Source organism: Spongiactinospora rosea (assembly GCF_003315795.1).
Taxonomy (GTDB): Bacteria; Actinomycetota; Actinomycetes; order Streptosporangiales; family Streptosporangiaceae; genus Spongiactinospora; species Spongiactinospora rosea.
Map to the genome: position 1 here is coordinate 22,977 of NZ_QMEY01000009.1, position 18,210 is coordinate 41,186.

Below are 18,210 nucleotides of genomic sequence, written 5' to 3' on the forward strand. Positions count from 1 at the left end.
CCTTGTCTGAACTCGACCTTCTCGATCACGCGTGGTGGGAGATCACGGGGCGATGCCAGCTCACCTGTCGCCACTGCTACGCCGCGTCCGGACCTGACAGGAGCCACGGAACGATGACCGTCTCGGACTGGTACCGCGTCATCACGCAGACCCGTGCGTCCGGTGCGACGATGGGCCAGTTCATCGGGGGCGAGCCGACCCTGCACCCGGCATTGCCGGAGCTCGTGCGGCATGCTCTGGACATGGGGATGGAAGTCGAGATCTATACGAATCTCGTCCATGTCACCCCGGTGATGTGGGAGACCTTCCGCTTGCCCGGGGTTCGGCTGGCGACCTCCTACTACTCCGATCAGGCCGACGAGCACCGAACCATCACCAGGCGGCCTTCGCTCCGTGCCACGACCAAGAACATCGCTCGCGCGAGGGAGTTCGGCATCCCGCTTCGTGCTGGTGTGATCAACGTCCTCCATCGGCAGCGCGTCGGGCAGGCCGCCGCCGTTCTCGAACTGCTGGGCGTCTCCGACATCGGATATGACGACCTGCGGGAGGTCGGACGCGGCATCCGGGAGAGCGGACCAGGCATCGGTCAGCTCTGTGGCAACTGCGGAGACCGGCAAGTCGCCATCTCCCCCACCGGGGAGGTCTGGCCGTGCGTGTTCGCTCGTTGGCTGCCCGCAGGCGACGTCCATCGATCGTCGCTACCGGCTATCCTCGTCAGCGAGACGTTCGGCCAGATCATGAGCGATCTGCGCAGGGAATTCGGGGAGCGTCCGGCGTGCAGTCCCAAGAAGCCATGCCGACCCGACCCGTGCAGCCCGGACTGTAGTCCCTCGTGCCGGCCTCAGCGCAACTGCCGTCCAACCGATAACTGCGCGCCGAACTATGCCTGTGGACCCTGCGCCCCCAAAGACCAGAACTGTAATCCCGTAAGGAACTGCAATCCCAACAAGTGCCACCCCACGGACAAGCAAGGATCGACATGACCAGCCGACACCACACGCCCGAGTCGGGGCAGCGTGCCTTTCTGCGTCGCATTCTCACCGAAGGCGCCGCCCGCCTTGGTGTGGCTCTCGCCGGGGACGCGGTGTTCGGCTGGCATGACCGCACGATCGGCTCGGCATGCCTCAGGGGAGAGGACCGGCTGTGGTTGCGCGCCACCGGTGAGCACCATGATTGGGCGCAGGGCGAAACATGGACCGGCAATCAGGACGCCGCCGCGATCGCCGGGGTGCCCAAGCCTGTGCTGATCTCCCGTACGGAATGGGATGAGGCGCCGGTATCGATATACGCCGAACTGCTGACCTACGTGCCAGACCAGCCGTGCTCCGCCACCCCGGAACTGACAATGCCGCTGACATTGCCCGATTCTTGGTGGGCCGATCTGCGCACGGCCGTCGATGCGCTTGCCGGGCACTCGACCCTGCGAGGAGGTCACGACCCGTCCGCACTGCCACGCAATGTCGAAGCCTTCTACAGCAGAACGCTCGACCTCCCCGAAACGCCGAGCATGCGCACCGAGCACACCGACCTTCATTGGGCCAACCTCACCCAGCCTCGCCTGTGGCTACTGGATTGGGAATATTGGGGCCGAGCCCCCACCGGGTACGGCGCGGCCGTCCTCTACCTGCACAGTCTGCTGGTCCCGGCGACGGCCGCCCAGGTCTACGGGGTGTTCGCCGATGTTCTTGAAACCCCCACCGGCCGTCTGGCACAACTGTCGGCCGCCGCGCACATCCTCGACCGCGCAGAGCGGAGCGACGACTATCCGGCGTTGGCCGGCCCGGTGCGCGCCCTCGCCGATCGACTCGTATCGCATGCTGGAAGCCGTTAGCCGTGCTGCTCACCCGCCTGACGGCCCGTAGTGTTCCGCCGGGGTGGCCCGCCGCTTTGGCTCCCGTGGTTCAGCTCGCCCAGGATGGTCTCACACTGACCGATCCGGTCGCCTTCCTCGTGGGTGAGAACGGATCGGGGAAGTCCACCATCCTGGAGGCGATCGCCGATGTGTGCGGCATCAATTCCGCGGGCGGTAAGGCCGGTACGCGATACGCCAGTAGTGGCGGGTCTCCAACACCCCTGGGAGAAACACTTGATGCCGAACTCACCGCGCTGGGACTGCGGCTCCTGCACGGTCCCCGCCTGAAGCGGCGCGCCTTCTTCTTTCGCGCCGAAACGCTTTTCAACCTTGGGCAGAACGTCTCCGGCCGACGCGGCTTCTGGGAGGACGACCTTACCGGGCAATCCCACGGCGAGGGGTTCTTCACGGTGCTGGAACGTATGGTGTCCGGCCCGGGACTGTTCCTGATGGACGAGCCCGAAGCCGCCTTGTCCTTTCATTCGTGCGTCCGCTTGGTCGGCCTCATCGATCGGGTCGCGCGGGCGGGCGGTCAGATCATCTGTGCAACCCATTCGCCGATCCTCACCAGGCTTCCAGGCGCACAGATCATCGAACTGGGCGGCCATGGCATCCGCACCAGCGCGTGGGAGAGCCTTCGTATGGTCGATGACTGGCGGCGTTTCCTTGCCAAGCCGGATTTCTATCTCCAGTACGTACTGGGGACGGAGTGAGGAGGTAGGGGCCGGCTCCATGGGGGAATCGCGGGCTCCGTCGCGGTCGCCAGGCGTATAAGGGGGGGGTGGGGCGGGCTTCGTGAGTACGGCAGGGCGCCAGCGTCGGGCGAAGCCCGACACGGGAACAGCGTCCGAGCGGCAGCGAGGGCGATTGGGCGCGCGGTAGCGCGGCTTCCTGCCGGAGGTGGGCGGGGTGTGGGGACCGAAACCAGTGGGGTTCGAAGGATCTCAGCAGGTAAAACGTCTGGTTTCTGAGGTTTCGGTTGGACCGGAACCGTTGACACCCGATACATGCCCTTCCTAGGGTGCTTCCCAATGAATGCAACCCCGCTTCCACTCAGTGGGAATGAGTCGCGTACCAGCTACCTCGCCCGGCTGCTGGACGTGATGGACGTGGCCGTCACCCACGAACGCGTCCCGCTGCAACTCGGTGAGATCGCCACCGCCGCCGGTGTGCCGATGTCCACCGCGTCACGACTGTTGTCCCTGCTGGTCGAGCGGGGCATGCTGATCCAGCTCGGCAAGAGCGGCTACGCCCCCGGCCCCCGCCTGCTGCACATGGCGGTGCGTACGCTCGACCAGGTCCACGGTACCGACCGGCTGAAGGACGCCGTCGAGACGTTGTCGGAGGCGACCGGCGAGAGTGTCAGCGCCGGGGTGCTGGTCGGCGACCAGATCGTCCTGGTGGCCAGGAAGGAACCGGACCATTCGCTGCGCGCGGTGGCCCGGATCGGCGACATCATCACCCCGCACACCTCCGCGATGGGCAAGGCGGTGCTGTCCCGGCTGCCCGCCGAACGGCGGCTCGCGCTGGTGGCGGCGGCGGTGGGCGACGGTGCGGCGGAGAGCACGCTCGCCGTCCTGCACGCCGAGCTGGCCACGGCCACGGCCGACGGCTTCGCGATCGACGAGGAGAGTTACGCCGTGGGGTTGCGCTGCCGCGCGACCGCGCTGCTCGACCGGGCCGGGCACGCCGTCGGCGCGATCTCGATCGCCGGGCCCGCCGCCCGTTTCACCAGGGAGAACGCCACGGCGTGCGTCCCGGCGCTGCTCGCGGAGGCGGCCCGGCTGTCCCTCGACATCCCCCAAGCACCATGACCCGGCCCACAGCAGAACAGGAGAACCCACCCGTGATCAGCTCGCGTGCGCTCTACCAGCGAGCCACCAGGCACGTCCCCGGCGGAGTGCACTCCAACACCCGCTTCCAGGCGCCGCACCCCACCTACTTCGCCCGCGCCGAGGGTGCCCACCTGTGGGACGTGGAGGGCAACCGCTACCTGGACTGCACCATGGGCAACGGATCGGTGCTGCTCGGCCATGCGCACCCGCAGGTGGACGACGCCGTGTGCGCCGCCGTGCGCAGCGGCCTGACCACCGGCGTGGAGACCGAGGCCGCCGTGGTCGCGGCCGAGCTGATGGCGCAGATCATCCCGGACTTCGGCAAGGTCAGGTTCGCCAACACCGGCACCGAGGCGCTGATGCACGCGCTCGCCGTCGCCCGGCACCGGACCGGCCGGGAGCGGGTCGCCAAGGCCGAAGGGTCCTACCACGGGTGGTTCGACCCGCTCTGGGTCTCGACCTGGGCGACCGCCGAGCAGGTCGGGCCGGCCGAACGCCCTGCGGCCCCGCCCAGTTCGGCCGGGCTGTCGAAGGTCGCGGCCGACACCGTGGTCCTGCCCTACAACGACCTCGATGCCACCGAACGCCTGCTCCGCGAGCACGCCGCCGAGCTGGCCGCCGTCGTGGTGGAGCCGGTGCTGATCGACATCGGCTTCATCCCGGCCACCGCCGAGTACCTGGCCATGCTCCGCGCGCTCACCACCGAGCTGGGCATCGTGCTGATCTTCGACGAGCTGCTGACCGGCTTCCGCCTCGCGCCGGGCGGGGCGCGTCAGGTGTACGGGATCGTGCCGGACCTGACCACGTACGGCAAGGCGCTCGCCAACGGCTACCCGATCGCCGCCGTGGAGGGTTCCGCCGAGCTGATGGCGACCACCGACCCCAGCGCGGGCGGCCCGGTCGGCTGGGTCGGCACCTACAACGGGCACGGCACCGCCGTCGCCGCCACCGCCGCCGCGCTGCCGCTGCTGGCCGACGGCACCGCCCAGGGCTACCTGGACAAGCTGGGCGAACGGCTGCGCGACGGGTTCGACGAGCTGGCCAGGCGGCACGGCATCCCGGTGGTGCTCGCGGGGGCGGGCGGCCACTTCCAGCCGTACTTCCTGCCCGCCCCGGCCACCGGCTACCGGTCCGCGATGGCCACCGACGCCCGCCGCTACACGATCCTGCACAAGACCGCACGCGAGCACGGCGTACTGCTGCCCGCCAAGCCGCTGCTGCACGCGGCCCTGTCCACCGCGCACACCGAGGACGACGTGGACCTGCTGCTCGGCGCCGCCGCTGAGGCGTTCGCCACGATGGAGCGTGAAACGTGACCCCCCAGGCCCCCGACGCCGAGTTGCGCGAGATCCGCAAGGTCTACGACAACGGGGCGCGCGGTGTCGAACAGGTCGATTTCACCGTGGCCAAGGGCGAGTTCTTCGCCCTGCTGGGCCCGTCCGGCTGCGGCAAGAGCACCACGCTGCGCATCCTGGCCGGGCTTGAGGAGCCGACGTCCGGCGAGGTCTACATCCGGGGCGAGGCGATGCGCGGCCGGCCGTCGCACCGGCGGCCGACCAACATGGTGTTCCAGAAGCTGGCGCTGTTCCCGCACCTGTCCGTGGCCGACAACATCGCGTTCGGGCCGCGGCTGCGGCGGCGTCCGGCCAAGGAGGTGTCGGCCAAGGTCGCCGAGATGATCGAGCTGGTCGGCCTCGCCGGGTACGGCGACCGCCACCCGGCCCAGTTGTCCGGCGGCCAGCAGCAGCGGGTGGCCATCGCCCGCGCGCTGGCCAACGAGCCCGCCGTACTGCTGCTCGACGAACCGCTCGGCGCGCTGGACCTGAAGCTGCGGGTGCAGATGCAACAGGCGCTCAAGCGCATCCAGCACGACTCCGGCACGACGTTCGTGTACGTCACCCACGACCAGGTCGAGGCGCTGACGATGGCCGACCGGATGGCGGTGATGAACGAGGGCAGAATCGAGCAGCTCGGGCCGCCCGCCGCGCTGTACCGGCGGCCGGAGACGGTGTTCACCGCGACCTTCCTGGGCGACACGAACCTGTTCCGCGGCACGCCGCGCGGCGACACGCTGGAGGCCGAGGGGATCATCATCAAGGTCCCGCAGCCGGGGACGGCCGTGTCGGTGCGCCCCGAGCACGTCGCGGTCGGCGGCACGCTCGGTGACCGGTACGGCAACCGGTACCAGGGCCGCCTGGAGGACGTGATCTTCCAGGGCGCGAGCACCCGGTACCACGTCCGCCTGCCGTCCGGCGTGCTGCTGATCGCCGAACAGCGCGAAGAGGCGGACCTGGGCATTTCCATCGGCGACGACATCGAGGCCGGGTGGAACGTCACCTCGGCCGTCGTCCTGGACCACTGACCACACAACCCGGACTCTCAGAAGGCTATGGAGGCAGTTATGCCGGAACGTTCCATTTCACGTCGGCGGCTGCTCACCGGCGCGGCCGGCGCCGCGGGACTCGCGCTCGCCACCGCGGCGTGCGGCGGCGTACGGCCGGAACCGTCCACCGGATCGACCGGCGCGGGCGGCAAGGTCAAGGTGACGATGTTCGCCTTCCTGGGCGGCGACCTGGGCAAGATGCCCAAGGAGTTCGCCAAGGAGTATGAGCAGAAGCACCCGAACGTCCAGGTCGAGATCTACGAGCAGTCCAACTCGGTCGGGTACACCCGGATGCTCGCCCAGCAGAAGGCGTCGCCGGACCAGCCGCTGGTCAACTTCGGCTTCTTCAACGCGCAGACCTCGGTGCAGGGCATCGACGACAAGATGTGGGCCAAGCTGGACTACTCCGCGATGTCCAACTCCGCCGACATCGATCCGCGGTTCCAGCGCGAGGACGGGTTCGGCATCGGCATCGGCGTGGACCAGTTCGGCCTGGTCTACAACAAGGACAAGGTCGGCAAGGCGCCCACCTCGTGGGCCGCCCTGTGGGACCACGCGTACCAGGGCAAGGTGTCGTTCTTCGGGTTCCCGTGGTACGCGGTGTACATGGCCGCCAAGCTCAACGGGGGCGGGCTTGACAACATGGAACCCGGCTGGGACCTGTGGGAACGCGAGGCCAAGCAGATCCGGCTGCTGGTGGAGTCCAACCCGCAGTACCTCAACGTGCTGAGCAACGGCACCGCCCCGATGACCGCGTACTTCGCGGGCACCGGGCAGCAGTGGATCAACTCGGGGGCCCCGCTGACGTACGTCGTGCCGTCGGAGGGCGCGATCCCGCTGCCCATCTACATGCAGGCCGTGCAGGGCTCGACGCCGCAACAGCTCGAAGTCGTGCACGACATGATCAACGAGATGATCTCCCCCAAGTGGTGCTCCCGCTGGGCTGAGGTCAGCGTCGAGGCCCCGGCCAACGTCAAGGCGCCGCTGCCGGCCAAGCTCAAGGATCTGCCGGCGTTCCAGAAGTCGACCACGGACGGGTTCCAGGACATCGACTACGCGATCGTGGGGCGCAACAACGCCCAGTGGCAGAAGCGCTGGGAAACCGACATCGCCTCCCGCATCTGACCCCACCCACATCTTTCGCATCTAGGGAGAATCCGCCGATGCTACGCCGGCACCGCTCGGCATACCTCCTCGCCGCCCCCAGCCTGGTCGTGCTGGCCGCCGTCTTCGTCGGGGCGATGCTGACCCTGCTGGAGTACAGCTTCCACGAGTACGTCCCCGGCGGCGCGGACATCCCCGGCACGCTCGCGACCTGGGCGGAGTTCCTGACCAGCGGTTACCACTGGGGTGTGGTGGCCGAGACGGTCCGGCTCGGGCTGTTCAGCACGGTCGTGGCCGCGCTGGTCGGCTACCCCACCGCGCTCGCGCTGCACCGCATCCGCCGCCCCGGGTGGCGCTACGCCGGGCTTTTCGTGATCTTCGCGCCGCTGCTGACCAGCGTGGTCGCCCGCACGTACGGCTGGGAACTGGTGCTCGGTGACAGCGGTCTGCTGAACGGCGTGCTCGGCGGGCTCGGGCTCGGCCCGGTGGAACTGCTCTACCAGCGCAGCGCGGTCGTGATCGCGCTGGTCCACATCCTGCTGCCGTTCATGGTCTTCCCGATCCTGAGTTCGCTCGGCCAGCTCGACCCGGCGCTGGACGAGGCGGCGGGCGACCTCGGCGCGGGGGCGCTGCGGCGGTTCGTCAAGGTGACGCTGCCGCTCACCGCGCCGGGCCTGCTGGCGGGGGCGCAACTGGTGTTCGCGCTGTCGATCAGCTCGTTCGCCACGCCCAGCCTGCTCGGCGGCGGCCGGGTCAACGTCCTGGCCACCGACATCTACGACAACGTCAACAACGTGGACTGGCCGCTGGCCGCCGTGTCGTCGTACGCGCTGCTGATCCTCGCCGTGGTCGCGCTGGCGATCTTCGGCTGGTTGCAGCGCCGCACCGCGCGGGCCGAGCAGGGCGGCGTGACCGCGGCGGGCGCGGCCTCGCGCGGGGTGCGCGGCTGGGGCGTGTGGCTGGCGCTGGTGTACGCGTTCGTACTGCTCCCGCTGGCGATCATCGTGGTGAACTCGTTCTCCTCGGTGTCGTTCGGCACCTGGCCGCCGCCGGGCTTCTCCACCAAGTGGTACGCGAACCTGTTCGAGCAGGACGGCCTCGGCGAGGCCGCGATGCTCAGCCTCCAGGTCGCGCTGATCGCCACGGTCATCACGGTCGCCATCGGCACCGCGGTGGCCACGGCGCTGGTCCGGTACCGGATGCCGGGCCGGTCCGTCATCCAGTCGCTGGTGCTGTCGCCGACCGTCGTCCCCAAGGTCGCGTTCGGCTTCGCCGGGTTCATCTTCCTGCACCGGCTCGGCCTGTTCGGCGGTACGGCGGGCCTGGTCGCCACGCACGTCGTGATCATGCTGCCGTTCGTGGTGATCGTGCTGACCGCCGCGCTGATGCGGGCCGACGCCACCCTGGAGGCCGCCGCCAAGGACCTCGGGGCCGCGCCGTTCCGGGCGTTCCGGCTGGCCACGCTGCCGCAGGTACGTCCCGCGCTGATCGCGGCGGCGCTGTTCGCCTTCGTGGTCAGCTTCGACGAGGTGGACATGACCGTGTTCCTGCTCGCGCCGGACCAGAACACGCTCCCCGTCTGGATGTTCGTCTACATGCAGAAGTACCAGGACCCGACGCTCGCGGCGCTCTCGACGCTGCTCATCGGGGCCGCACTGATCGTCGCCGGGCTCGTGGCGCTGCTGCTGCTCCGCTCCGGCATCCTCGCAACCAAGAAGGGAAACAACGAATGACCACCGCACACACCGTGGAGCAGGTCCCCGTCACGACGCTCGCCAACGGCCACCGCCTGGAACTCACCGTGCACACCCTGCGCGGCGCGTCGGAAGGGCCGCGCATGGTGATGTTCGGCGGCGTCCACGGCGACGAGCCGATGGGCGCGGAGACCGTACGCCGGCTGGTCGCCGCCATCGACCCGGCCGCGGTGCGCGGCACGGTCGTCCTGGTGCCGGTCGCCAACCCGTACGCCCTCGCGGCGCTCAACCGCAACACGCCGCTGGACGGCATGAACCTCAACCGGACCTTCCCCGGCGACCGCGGCGGCAGCGTGACCGAGCAGCTCGCGGCGGTGCTGTGCGAGATCCTGACCGGGGCCGACTACTTCATCGACTACCACTCGGGCGGCAACCTCGCCAGCGTGGACTACGCCTACATCCACGACGAGGGCGCGGAGATGTCCAAGGCGTACGGGTGCCGGGTGCTGTACGCGGGCACGCCGTACCCGGGGTCGGCGACCGGCTGGGCGCTCACCCACGGCATCGCCTGCATGGTCAGCGAGCTGGGCGGCGGCGGGCAGCGCATCGACGAGTACCTGGCCAGGGGCCTGGACGGCACGCTCAACGTGCTGCGCACGCTGAAGATGCTGCCCGGCGAGCCGGTCGCGCCGCCCGCCGACCAGGTGATCGTCGGCACGCTGAGCACGCTGCGGCCGACCGTGGGCGGGACCATGCTGTGCGAGTACGGTGTGGACCGGATCGGCGAGCGCGTCGCCAAGGGCACCGTGCTCGCCCGGATCGTCCACCCGGCGACCTCCGAGGAGCTGGAGGTCCTGACCGCGCCGTACGAGCCGAGCATCCTGGTGCTGGGCCGCGAGTCGATGACCAGCGTGGCCCCGGGGGACTACGGCCTGATGGTCGCCGACGGCTCGACCGCGACGCCCGCCGCCTGAGCCGGGTGTCCGGGCCTTCCGGGGTATAGGGCGGCAGGGCCGCCAGCGGGTATGACAACCGGCATGGTCATCGGATTCATCGGCAGCGGGCACATCGGCGCCACGCTCGCGCGCCTTTCCGTGAACGCCGGACACTCGGTGGTGCTGAGCAACTCACGCGGCCCCGAGACACTGTCCGCCCTGGTGGCGGGGATGGGCCCACACGCCACGGCGGCGGCCTCGGCCGAGGCCGCCGCCCAGGGCGACATCGTCGTGGTCTCCATCCCCTTCGGCCACTACCGTGACGTACCCGCCGAGCCGACGGCGGGCAAGATCGTCATCGACGTCGGCAACTACTACGCGAAGCGCGACGGGGCGTACGCACAGATCGACAGCGGCGCCACCACCAGCAGCGAACTCGTCGCCGCCCACCTGCCGGACGCGCGGGTGGTCAAGGCGTTCAACGTCATCCACTTCCGGGATCTCGCCGATGAGGGCCTCCCCGCGGGTCATCCGGAACGCCGCGCGCTGCCCATCGCGGGCGACGACGCCGACGCCAAGAAGACCGTCACCGAACTCATCGACTCCTTCGGGTTCGACGTGGTGGACACCGGCCCGCTGGCCGAGGGCCGCCGCTTCCAGCCCGATACGCCCGCCTACCTCACCCGGCTCACCGCCGCCCAGCTCCGCGAGGCCCTGAGCTGAAGTTGCAAAGATACTTTGCAACCATGGTTTGCAACTGTAGGGTGGGCGCATGCCCGATCGCCCGGAGCCGCAGGAGATCACCGACGTCGCGGCGCTGAAGCTGCTCGCCCACCCCATGCGGCAGCGGATCGAACGCCTGCTCAGAGACGGTCCCGCCAACGCGACGACCCTGGCCCGCGCACTGGGCCAGAGCACCGGCGTCACCAGCTACCACCTGCGGCAGATGGCCGAACACGGGTTCGTCGAGGAGGTGCCCGAGCTGGCCAAGGGGCGGGAACGCTGGTGGCGGCACGTCCCGGCCGACCGCCGGATTCCGCCGTACAGCGCGCAAAGCCCGGAGATGCGCACGGCGGTCGAGGAGATGAACCGCCTCGACCTCGCCGATGACCTGGAGCAGTTCGCCCGCTTCCAGGTCGCCCGCGCCGAACTGGGGGAATGGGCCGACGCGCTGGCCTGGTCCCGCTCGGCGATGCGGCTCACCGTGGCGGAGCTGGCGGAGTTTCTGGAGGAGTACGTGAAGCTGCTCTACCGCTACAAACGGCCTGAGGAGGACACGCCACCAGAGGCCCGGACCGTCGTCGCCCGGCTGCTGGCCTTCCCCACGACCGACGACGATCAGTGATCGGGCCGCCGAGCTGGCACTCGGCGGCCCGATGCGCAGGAATCACGCACCACCACGCCCGAGGGCGTGTCTCGACGTGTGCGAAACCCCACCAGGAAAGGAGAGCAGTTCATGCTGCTCCCATGCAAACCGGCGCTCGTGGTCGCCTTACTCGCGTCCCTGCTGACCGCGCCACCCGCCGGTGCCGCCACAACGGAGGTCTCCTTCACCGGGGGCGGCGGCGTCACGTTACACGGCACGATCGTGGCCCCGGCTCGGGAGCGCGGTCGCGCCCCCGGCATCGTCATGGTCCACGGCGCGGGGCCGGTCACCCGCGCGGAGTACCGGGACGAGGCCGAGGCGTACGCCAGGCGCGGCATCGCCACCCTCATCTACGACAAGCGCACCAGCGGCTACTCCACCGTGGACCGCGACTATGACACGCTGGCCGACGACGCCCTGGCCGCCGTACACGCCCTGCGGGGCCGCCCCGAGGTGAACCCCGAGAAGGTCGGGATCTGGGGCCTTTCCGAGGGCGCGTGGGTGGCCCCGCTCGCGGCCGTCCGCTCACCGGAGGTGGCCTTCCTGGTCGTGGCGGGCGCGATCGGCACGACCCCGGCCAGGCAGCAGTCCTGGGCGTATGGTCAGCGGCTGGCGCACGCCGGGGTCCAGGGGTCGCTGGTCACCACGATGCGGCACCGGCTCATCCGGTTCGCCCAGGCCGCCGGGCTGTTCGCCGAGGCCGCCCATGATCCCGTGGCGAGCTGGGAGCGGGTCCGCCAGCCGGTGCTGGCGGTGTGGGGGGCGTTGGACCGGGAGGCGATGCCCGCCGAGAGCGCGCGGATCATCCGCCGGGCCCTGGAACGCGGGGGCAACGACCATCACACGATCCGCTCCATTCCGGGTGTACGGCACAACCTCAACGGCACCCACGACAACGGCTTCGACCGCCCGGACCTGCTCCCCGCCACGTACGCGGAGCTTGAGGCCACCTGGATCAAAAGCTTGCCCGCCCGGCAGCGGCCGGACACTCCACCCCACCGGCCCGCGACCGGCGCCCCGCCGAGCGAACCCACCACCTGGCACAAGCCCCCGGGCCCACCGGACCAGGCCGCGACCGGCGCCCCGCCGAGCGAGCCCATCGCCTGGTACGAGGCCCCGGGCCTGCAGATCGCCGCCCTTTTGATCTTCCTGGTCGCCCTGCTCGGGCACCTCGCCGTGGCGGTCGGCCGCGGCCTGCGCGGCCGTCGCGGCGCGGCCCCGGGGACCCGCCCGGCCCGCTGGTTCCTGATCGGCCTGCTGACCACGGTGCTCGGTTTCCTTTCCTACCTCGGCGTCCAAGTCGTCACCGGCGCTTACCTCATCGGCCCCGTCATCCTCGGCCGCCCCCTCCCCTGGCTGGCACTCCAGCTCACCGCCGTCGCCACCGTGGCCGCCGCCGTGCGCACGGCCCTCGCCACCTGGCCCGCCCGCCCTGCCGACCGGGCCCGGCGGGCCCTCACCCTCACCGCCGCGGCGGCCTTCGTGCCCTGGACGCTTTACTGGGGTCTAATCATACCCTGAGTCATTCAGTGCTCACGAAGAGTGATTTACGGGTATGCCATCGCGGGACGATGCCTTGTCGATGCGAAGGAGCGACCCGGAGTTGACGGAGTTGACCGGTACCCACCTGACCCCCCGCCGGCGGGTCCGGCCGCGCGTCCGCAAGTTCCTGCTGGTGCTGCACGTCTGCGTCAGCGTGGGCTGGTTCGGCGGCGGCTACGCCATGCTCGTGCTCGGCGTGGCCGCCCTGACCGGCGCCGGTTCCCCGCTGCGCCCGGCGGCGTACGAGCTGATGCACCTCGGCGACCGGGCCATCATGATCCCCGGCAGCCTCGGCGCGCTGGGCACGGGCCTGACGCTCGCCCTGTCCACGCAGTGGGGCCTGCTCCGCCACTGGTGGGTGCTCGCCAAACTGACGCTCACGGTCGGGACCATGGCCTTCGCGTACGCCTTCATCTCCCAGAACGTCAAGGCCGCCCTCACCGGCCACGACCTGGGCGCCCTGCCGCGGTACGTGGTCGCGGGCTGCGGGACGGTGCTGCTCATGCTGGCCACCGCCGTCGCCGTGTCCGTCTTCAAGCCCTGGGGACGCGTCCGCCGGTCCCGCTGATGGCCAGCGCGAGACCGTAGTGGCCGGCCGTGGCCGCCAGGGCCTCCGCCATGCGTTCGCGCAGCCGCCGGGGGGCGATGACCTCGGCGTCCGGCCCGAGCCGCAGCAGGTCGCCGACCGCCTGCTCGTCGGACTCGATCGGCAGGCTGACGCGCGTCCAGCCGTCCGGCTCGGGCGTCGCGGTCTCGGCCGCGGCCTGGACGGTGGCCGCCTCGGCCAGGTGCGGCAGCCGCTCCAGGCCCGCAGGGGACAGCCGTACGACCGCCTTGCCCTGGTATCTCCTGGCGTCGAAGTCGGCGAGATAGGCCCGCCAGTGCGCGACGAGGTCGAAGCCCTCCTCGCGTTCGAAGACGTCGTCCAGCACCGTCAGGTCGAGGATCCGTGACACCCGGTAGGTACGGAAGCCCTCGCTTCCGCGCGCCACGACGTACCAGTGCCCGCCCTTCAGGACCAGCCCGTACGGCTCCGCGGTGCGCTCGACCTCGTGCGGCCGCTCCCAGCGCAGGTAGCGGAACCGGACCCGGCGCTGGTGCCACACCGCCCGCGCCACCGCGGTGAGGTGCGGCGTGGGATCGCCCTCGTGGTACCAGGGCGGCGTGTCCAGGTGGAAACGTTCGCGCAGCCGCCCACTGCGCCCGCGCATCGTCTCCGGCAGCGCGGCCATCAGCTTCAGCTCCGCCGCCGCGGCCGCCTCTCCCAGCCCCAGGTCACCCGCCGCGGCGGGCAGCCCGGTGAGGAACAGCGCCTCGGCCTCCTGGCCGGTCAGCCCGGTCAGCCGGGTGCGGAAGCCGGCCACCAGGCGAAAGCCGCCCTGGTGCCCGGCCTCCCCGTACACCGGGACGCCCGCCGCGCTCAGCGAATCGATGTCGCGGTAGATCGTCCGCTCGGACACCTCCAGCCGCTCGGCCAGCTCCCGTGCGGTCAACCGGTCGTGCGTCTGGAGCAACAGCAGGATGGAGACGAGCCGGCTCGCGCGCATGACCTGAACTCTACTGACACAAGATGTCAGTGAACCGCCTCTAACGTCCTGCCCCATGGACTACGAAGCCTTCGCCGAACGCTACGTCGCCGTCTGGAACGAGACCGACCCCGCGACCCGTCGCACGATGATCGCCGCGCTCTGGGCCCCGGACGGGGTGGAATACACCGACATTTCCGAGTACCGCGGCCACCAGGCCCTGGAGGCCCGCATCACCGAGGCCCACCATCAGTTCGTACGCGACGGCGGGTACGTCTTCCGCGCGGCGGGCGACACCGCCGGCCACCACGGCGGCGTCCGCCTCACCACCTACATGGTCCCGGCGGCCGGTGGGGACATCGCCTGGACCGGGGCGATCTTCGCCCGGCTCGGCGACGACGGTCGCATCGTGGCCGACCACCAGTTCGGCGACCCGCCCCCGCCCGCGACGAAGGCCGTCGTGGACGACTTCCTGCGCCGTCCTCGTCCCGAGCTGTACGCCGAGCGCGTCGACTGGCGGGTGAGCTGGCCGATGGCCGAGCACCCGCGTGTGCCGTGGATCCGGCCGCGCGCCACCCGGGCCGAGGTCGCCGACCACTACGCCACGTTCGCGGCGCACTGCGTCGGCGAGGTGAGCATCGACCGGATCTTCGTCGACGGCCAGGACGCCGTCATCACCGGAACCAGTACACAACAGGTCACATCGACGGGCAGGCGGTTCTCGATGACCTTCGCCCTGCACCTGACCGTCCAGGACGGCCGGATCACGCGCCACCACATGTACGAGGACAGCCTCGCGGTCGCCGAGGCGTTCTGCTGAAGCCACGACTTTCGTCGGGGGTCTGCCTGCGAAAGGGAGACCCTTTGGCGGTCCTCCGCCGGAGAGGACTTCTCTAACGTCGGGCAGCGGGAAAGGAGAACGTCTCACCTTGAACGCACTGCGACGAAACTGGAAGCCGATCCTGCTGCTCATGCTGCTGTCGCCGCTGCTGGCGGAGGTCTTCAGCGGTTCCATGCCGGCTTCCGACTATTTCCAGCCCGGCATCTTCCTGCCGTTCACCATTTTCGTGTACGGCCTGCCGATCCTGGTGCTGCGCGAACTGGCCGTCCACAGAAGGGTGGGGCTGCTCGGGCTGTGGGCTCTGGGCATCATTTACGGCCTTTTCAATGAGGGCCTGATCTCGGAAACCCTCTACCATCCACTCGATCCGGCCAACCCCGCCTACGATTCCTACGGGCTGGTGGCCGGGGTGCGCATCCCTTGGGCGCTTTTCATCCTGCCCTGGCACGGGGTCTTCTCCCTGGTGACCCCGGTCGTCTTGATCGACCTGTTGTTCCCGCGCCAGGCGGGCGTACCGTGGCTGCCGAAGAAGGCGACCTGGGCGCTCGGAATCATCACGGGCGGGCTGGCCGTGGCCCGTTTCGTTTTCTGGGGCGAGAACCGGACCGTCCAGGAAGGCGGTGTCTTCGCACTCCAGGCGGCGATCGTGCTCGGCGTCGGAGTACTGGCCTACCTGCTGGCCGACCGGCTCCCACGCCCGTTGTACATCACCTCGGACCGGCGGCCTGTTTTGTGGAAGCCCTTTGCCGCGGGAGCGGCCCTTTACGCGGCTTGGTTCATCGGGACCGAACTCCTGGTGTCGATCGTCCTGCCCCCCTGGCCGATCACCGCTGTTTACACGGTGGCCGCGGTGTCGGCGGGCCTGTGGCTGATATCCCGCCGCCGGGAAATCCGCCCCGTCACCGCGGCGGCCTTCGTCCTCGGCACCGGCACCGCCCAGGCCGCGGTGACCGTACTTCTGAACGGCCTCCTGGTCGCCGACACCTTCAGAGCCGTCTGCGGCGTCATCTTCATCACGGCCTACCTCATCACGTTGCGCGAAGTAGGCGCGCGACACCGAACCGCCGATCACTTCGGGTAGCGAACCATCACTGCGTGTCCGAACATGGCCATTCCCGCCCGCGCCCACCTGATCTCCAAGAAGTCCGGCCTGGCGATCGACATCGAGGGCGCGAACCCCGCCGACGGTACCCGCGCCGTGCAGTGGAACCTCACCGGAAACGCCGTGAAGGACGCCTCCACCACTCCGGGCGCGCCGCTGGTACAGACGGATCTCGGCAAGCTCGACCACCAGCTTTGGCAGCTCAAGGCCGTTTCCTAGCGTCGGCCTTCGCGCGGCCGGGGAGCATGGCGAGGGCCTGGGAGCGCTGGGCGACCAGGTCGTCGTACGTACCGTCGCGCTCGGCCCAGCGGTGCATGAGCACGCCCTTCACGAGGATCTCGCGCGGGGTGGGATCCGCCGACAGCAGCCGCATGACCTCGGTGGCGAAGTCGCCGAGCGGCAGCGCGTTCGGGTTCACCCTTTCCTGGCCCGCGGTGGCGACGGCCGGAGGGACCAGCTCGACGACGCCGACACCGGTGCCGTCGAGCTGTGCGCGCAGCGCCTCGGAGTAGGCGTGCACCGCGGCCTTCGACGCGGCGTAGCTGGGCATGGGCGGGAACGGCAGGAACGCGATGCCGGAGGTGACGGTGATGAAGGTGCCGGCGCCCCGCCCGACCAGGTGCGGGGTGAAGGCGTCGATGACGCGGATGGTGCCGACCAGGTTGGTGTCGATCGTCGTCCGTGCCGCGTCGAAGTGCGCCGGGTCGCGCAGATCCTCAAGGAGCATGACGCCTGACATCGTCACCACGGTGTCCAGTTCGGGGTAGCGGGCGAGTACGGCGTCACGAGCAGACGCGACGGACGAACCGTCGGTGACGTCGATGCCGAACGTACCGAAACCTTCCTCGGCGAGTTCCGCGAGCGCCTTCGGGCTGCGCCCGCCGACGGCCACGGTGCTGCCCGCCGCGGCGAACCGCCGGGCCAGCTCCCGCCCGATACCCGAGGTCCCGCCGACGACGAGAACCGTGCGGTTGGAGAGTTCCACGAGATCTTCCCTTCGACTCAGGGCTGTGATGTTCTCTGTCACATTGAGCAGTGCCACCTCATTGAGCAGTGCCACCTCATTGAGCAGTGCCACCTCATTGAGCAGTGCCACCGAAGTCTCGACGGCATCCGACGGGTACGGCAGAGCCCCCGTCTTCCCTGGTCCTGACAGGACCCCCTACGGGAAACGCGCACCGCATTACGGTGTCGGTATGAAGGACGACGATTCCGGCAACCGGCTCGGCGGCTACCTTCGTGCCCGGCGTGAGCTGGTCTCCCCGGCACAGGCGGGGATCCAGCCCGGCGGCAACCGCCGCGTCCCCGGCCTGCGCCGTGAGGAAGTCGCCCTGCTCGCTGGAATCAGTCCCGACTACTACCTACGTCTGGAACGGGGACGGGACAAGAACCCCTCACCGCAGGTCCTCAGATCCCTCGCCCGAGTCCTCCAACTCGATGACGTCGAACAGGTGTACCTGCTCGGTCTCGCGGCGGACCGCCCCAGGGCACCGCGCCGCAGGCGGCCCGAACACGTACCGGCGCGGGTGCACGAACTGCTCGCCCACCTGCGGATCCCCGCGTTCGTCGAAGGGCGCGCGTTCGATGTCCTGGCCTCCAACCCCATGGCGGTCGCGCTCTCCCCCCGCCTGCGGCCCGGCCAGAACCGGCTGCGTTCACTCCTCCTTGATCCCGAGGAACGCGCCTTCCACCAGGACTGGGCGAAGGCCACCGCCGATTTCATCGCCACCCTTCGCACCACGATCGGGGATGACACCGACAATCCCCGATTCGTCGAGCTGGTCGGCGAACTGGCACTGTCCAGCCAGCGGTTTCGCACCCTGTGGGCACGCCACGACGTCCGCCGCCTCGATGGGGGCACGACCACGGTTCACCACCCCGCCGTCGGTGAACTACGTCTTCACCGCGACAAGCTCCCCATCGAGGACGTCATCCTCGTCGTCTACTACCCGGACAAGAACAGCGACAGCGACGAGAAGCTGCGGCTCCTCGCCTCACTCGCACACACCGAGTCCTCCGGCACGTCGTAA

Annotated in this window: 19 protein-coding genes; 17 read left to right on the top strand and 2 right to left on the bottom strand. The window is 69.8% G+C overall.

Going from position 1 to position 18,210, the window contains the following annotated elements:
- Nucleotides 1-2 precede the first annotated feature (2 nt).
- From DP939_RS21345 to DP939_RS21405, 13 genes are all read left to right on the top strand, one after another.
- Complete coding sequence (locus DP939_RS21345; protein WP_113982527.1) at nt 3-983, top strand: radical SAM/SPASM domain-containing protein; 981 nt, start codon at nt 3-5, stop codon at nt 981-983.
- On the top strand, nt 980-1,831 hold the full coding sequence (locus DP939_RS21350) for an aminoglycoside phosphotransferase (protein ID WP_113982528.1): 852 nt from the start codon (nt 980-982) through the stop codon (nt 1,829-1,831). Before DP939_RS21345 ends, DP939_RS21350 begins: the two co-directional genes overlap by 4 nt.
- Nucleotides 1,832-1,833: 2 nt before the next feature.
- Nucleotides 1,834-2,565, top strand: a complete 732-nt coding sequence (locus tag DP939_RS21355; protein WP_113982529.1) for an AAA family ATPase — start codon at nt 1,834-1,836, stop codon at nt 2,563-2,565.
- 318 nt (nt 2,566-2,883) lie between these two features.
- Nucleotides 2,884-3,666 (top strand): IclR family transcriptional regulator, encoded by a 783-nt coding sequence (locus tag DP939_RS21360; RefSeq protein WP_158578637.1) that lies wholly within the window; start codon nt 2,884-2,886, stop codon nt 3,664-3,666.
- Nucleotides 3,667-3,698: 32 nt separating this feature from the next.
- The gene (locus DP939_RS21365) at nt 3,699-5,003 is read left to right on the top strand and encodes an aspartate aminotransferase family protein (RefSeq protein WP_158578638.1); all 1,305 of its coding nucleotides are present in this window, start codon (nt 3,699-3,701) and stop codon (nt 5,001-5,003) included.
- Nucleotides 5,000-6,049 (top strand): ABC transporter ATP-binding protein, encoded by a 1,050-nt coding sequence (locus DP939_RS21370; RefSeq protein ID WP_158578639.1) that lies wholly within the window; start codon nt 5,000-5,002, stop codon nt 6,047-6,049. The genes DP939_RS21365 and DP939_RS21370 overlap by 4 nt, the downstream gene beginning before the upstream one ends.
- 39 nt (nt 6,050-6,088) lie before the next feature.
- A complete protein-coding gene (locus DP939_RS21375) occupies nt 6,089-7,195 on the top strand; it encodes an ABC transporter substrate-binding protein (protein ID WP_158578640.1) in 1,107 nt (368 codons plus the stop codon).
- A 38-nt stretch (nt 7,196-7,233) separates the two neighbouring features.
- On the top strand, nt 7,234-8,907 hold the full coding sequence (locus tag DP939_RS21380; protein ID WP_113982533.1) for an ABC transporter permease: 1,674 nt from the start codon (nt 7,234-7,236) through the stop codon (nt 8,905-8,907).
- The gene (locus DP939_RS21385) at nt 8,904-9,842 is read left to right on the top strand and encodes a succinylglutamate desuccinylase/aspartoacylase family protein (protein ID WP_113982534.1); all 939 of its coding nucleotides are present in this window, start codon (nt 8,904-8,906) and stop codon (nt 9,840-9,842) included. The genes DP939_RS21380 and DP939_RS21385 overlap by 4 nt, the downstream gene beginning before the upstream one ends.
- Before the next feature lie 63 nt (nt 9,843-9,905).
- Nucleotides 9,906-10,526, top strand: a complete 621-nt coding sequence (locus tag DP939_RS21390; RefSeq protein WP_113982535.1) for an NADPH-dependent F420 reductase — start codon at nt 9,906-9,908, stop codon at nt 10,524-10,526.
- A gap of 49 nt (nt 10,527-10,575) precedes the next feature.
- Nucleotides 10,576-11,148 carry a helix-turn-helix domain-containing protein gene (locus DP939_RS21395; RefSeq protein WP_113982536.1) on the top strand — a complete coding sequence of 191 codons (573 nt, stop codon included), beginning with the start codon at nt 10,576-10,578 and terminating at the stop codon, nt 11,146-11,148.
- Nucleotides 11,149-11,259: 111 nt separating this feature from the next.
- Nucleotides 11,260-12,690 carry an alpha/beta hydrolase family protein gene (locus DP939_RS21400; RefSeq protein ID WP_113982537.1) on the top strand — a complete coding sequence of 477 codons (1,431 nt, stop codon included), beginning with the start codon at nt 11,260-11,262 and terminating at the stop codon, nt 12,688-12,690.
- A gap of 82 nt (nt 12,691-12,772) precedes the next feature.
- Entirely contained in the window at nt 12,773-13,279 is a 507-nt protein-coding gene (locus DP939_RS21405; protein WP_147268067.1) for a hypothetical protein, read from the top strand.
- Here DP939_RS21405 and DP939_RS21410 read toward each other — a convergent pair.
- The gene (locus DP939_RS21410) at nt 13,245-14,258 is read right to left on the bottom strand and encodes a helix-turn-helix transcriptional regulator (protein ID WP_113982539.1); all 1,014 of its coding nucleotides are present in this window, start codon (nt 14,256-14,258) and stop codon (nt 13,245-13,247) included. The two genes, DP939_RS21405 and DP939_RS21410, sit on opposite strands and share 35 nt — an antisense overlap.
- A gap of 55 nt (nt 14,259-14,313) precedes the next feature.
- On the opposite strand from DP939_RS21410, the gene DP939_RS21415 reads away from it, so the two are divergent.
- The 3 genes from DP939_RS21415 (at nt 14,314) to DP939_RS21425 (ending at nt 16,399) form a co-directional block, all read left to right on the top strand.
- A complete protein-coding gene (locus tag DP939_RS21415; RefSeq protein WP_113982540.1) occupies nt 14,314-15,057 on the top strand; it encodes a nuclear transport factor 2 family protein in 744 nt (247 codons plus the stop codon).
- Between the two features lie 109 nt (nt 15,058-15,166).
- Complete coding sequence (locus DP939_RS21420; RefSeq protein ID WP_113982541.1) at nt 15,167-16,159, top strand: hypothetical protein; 993 nt, start codon at nt 15,167-15,169, stop codon at nt 16,157-16,159.
- Between the two features lie 24 nt (nt 16,160-16,183).
- Nucleotides 16,184-16,399: an RICIN domain-containing protein gene (locus DP939_RS21425; RefSeq protein WP_113982542.1), complete on the top strand. Its 216-nt coding sequence runs from the start codon at nt 16,184-16,186 to the stop codon at nt 16,397-16,399.
- Here the strand turns inward: DP939_RS21425 and DP939_RS21430 are convergent.
- Nucleotides 16,383-17,165: an SDR family oxidoreductase gene (locus DP939_RS21430; RefSeq protein WP_113982731.1), complete on the bottom strand. Its 783-nt coding sequence runs from the start codon at nt 17,163-17,165 to the stop codon at nt 16,383-16,385. The genes DP939_RS21425 and DP939_RS21430 overlap by 17 nt on opposite strands.
- Before the next feature lie 211 nt (nt 17,166-17,376).
- Here DP939_RS21430 and DP939_RS21435 point away from each other — a divergent pair, with 211 nt between their 5' ends.
- Nucleotides 17,377-18,210 carry a helix-turn-helix transcriptional regulator gene (locus DP939_RS21435; protein WP_113982543.1) on the top strand — a complete coding sequence of 278 codons (834 nt, stop codon included), beginning with the start codon at nt 17,377-17,379 and terminating at the stop codon, nt 18,208-18,210.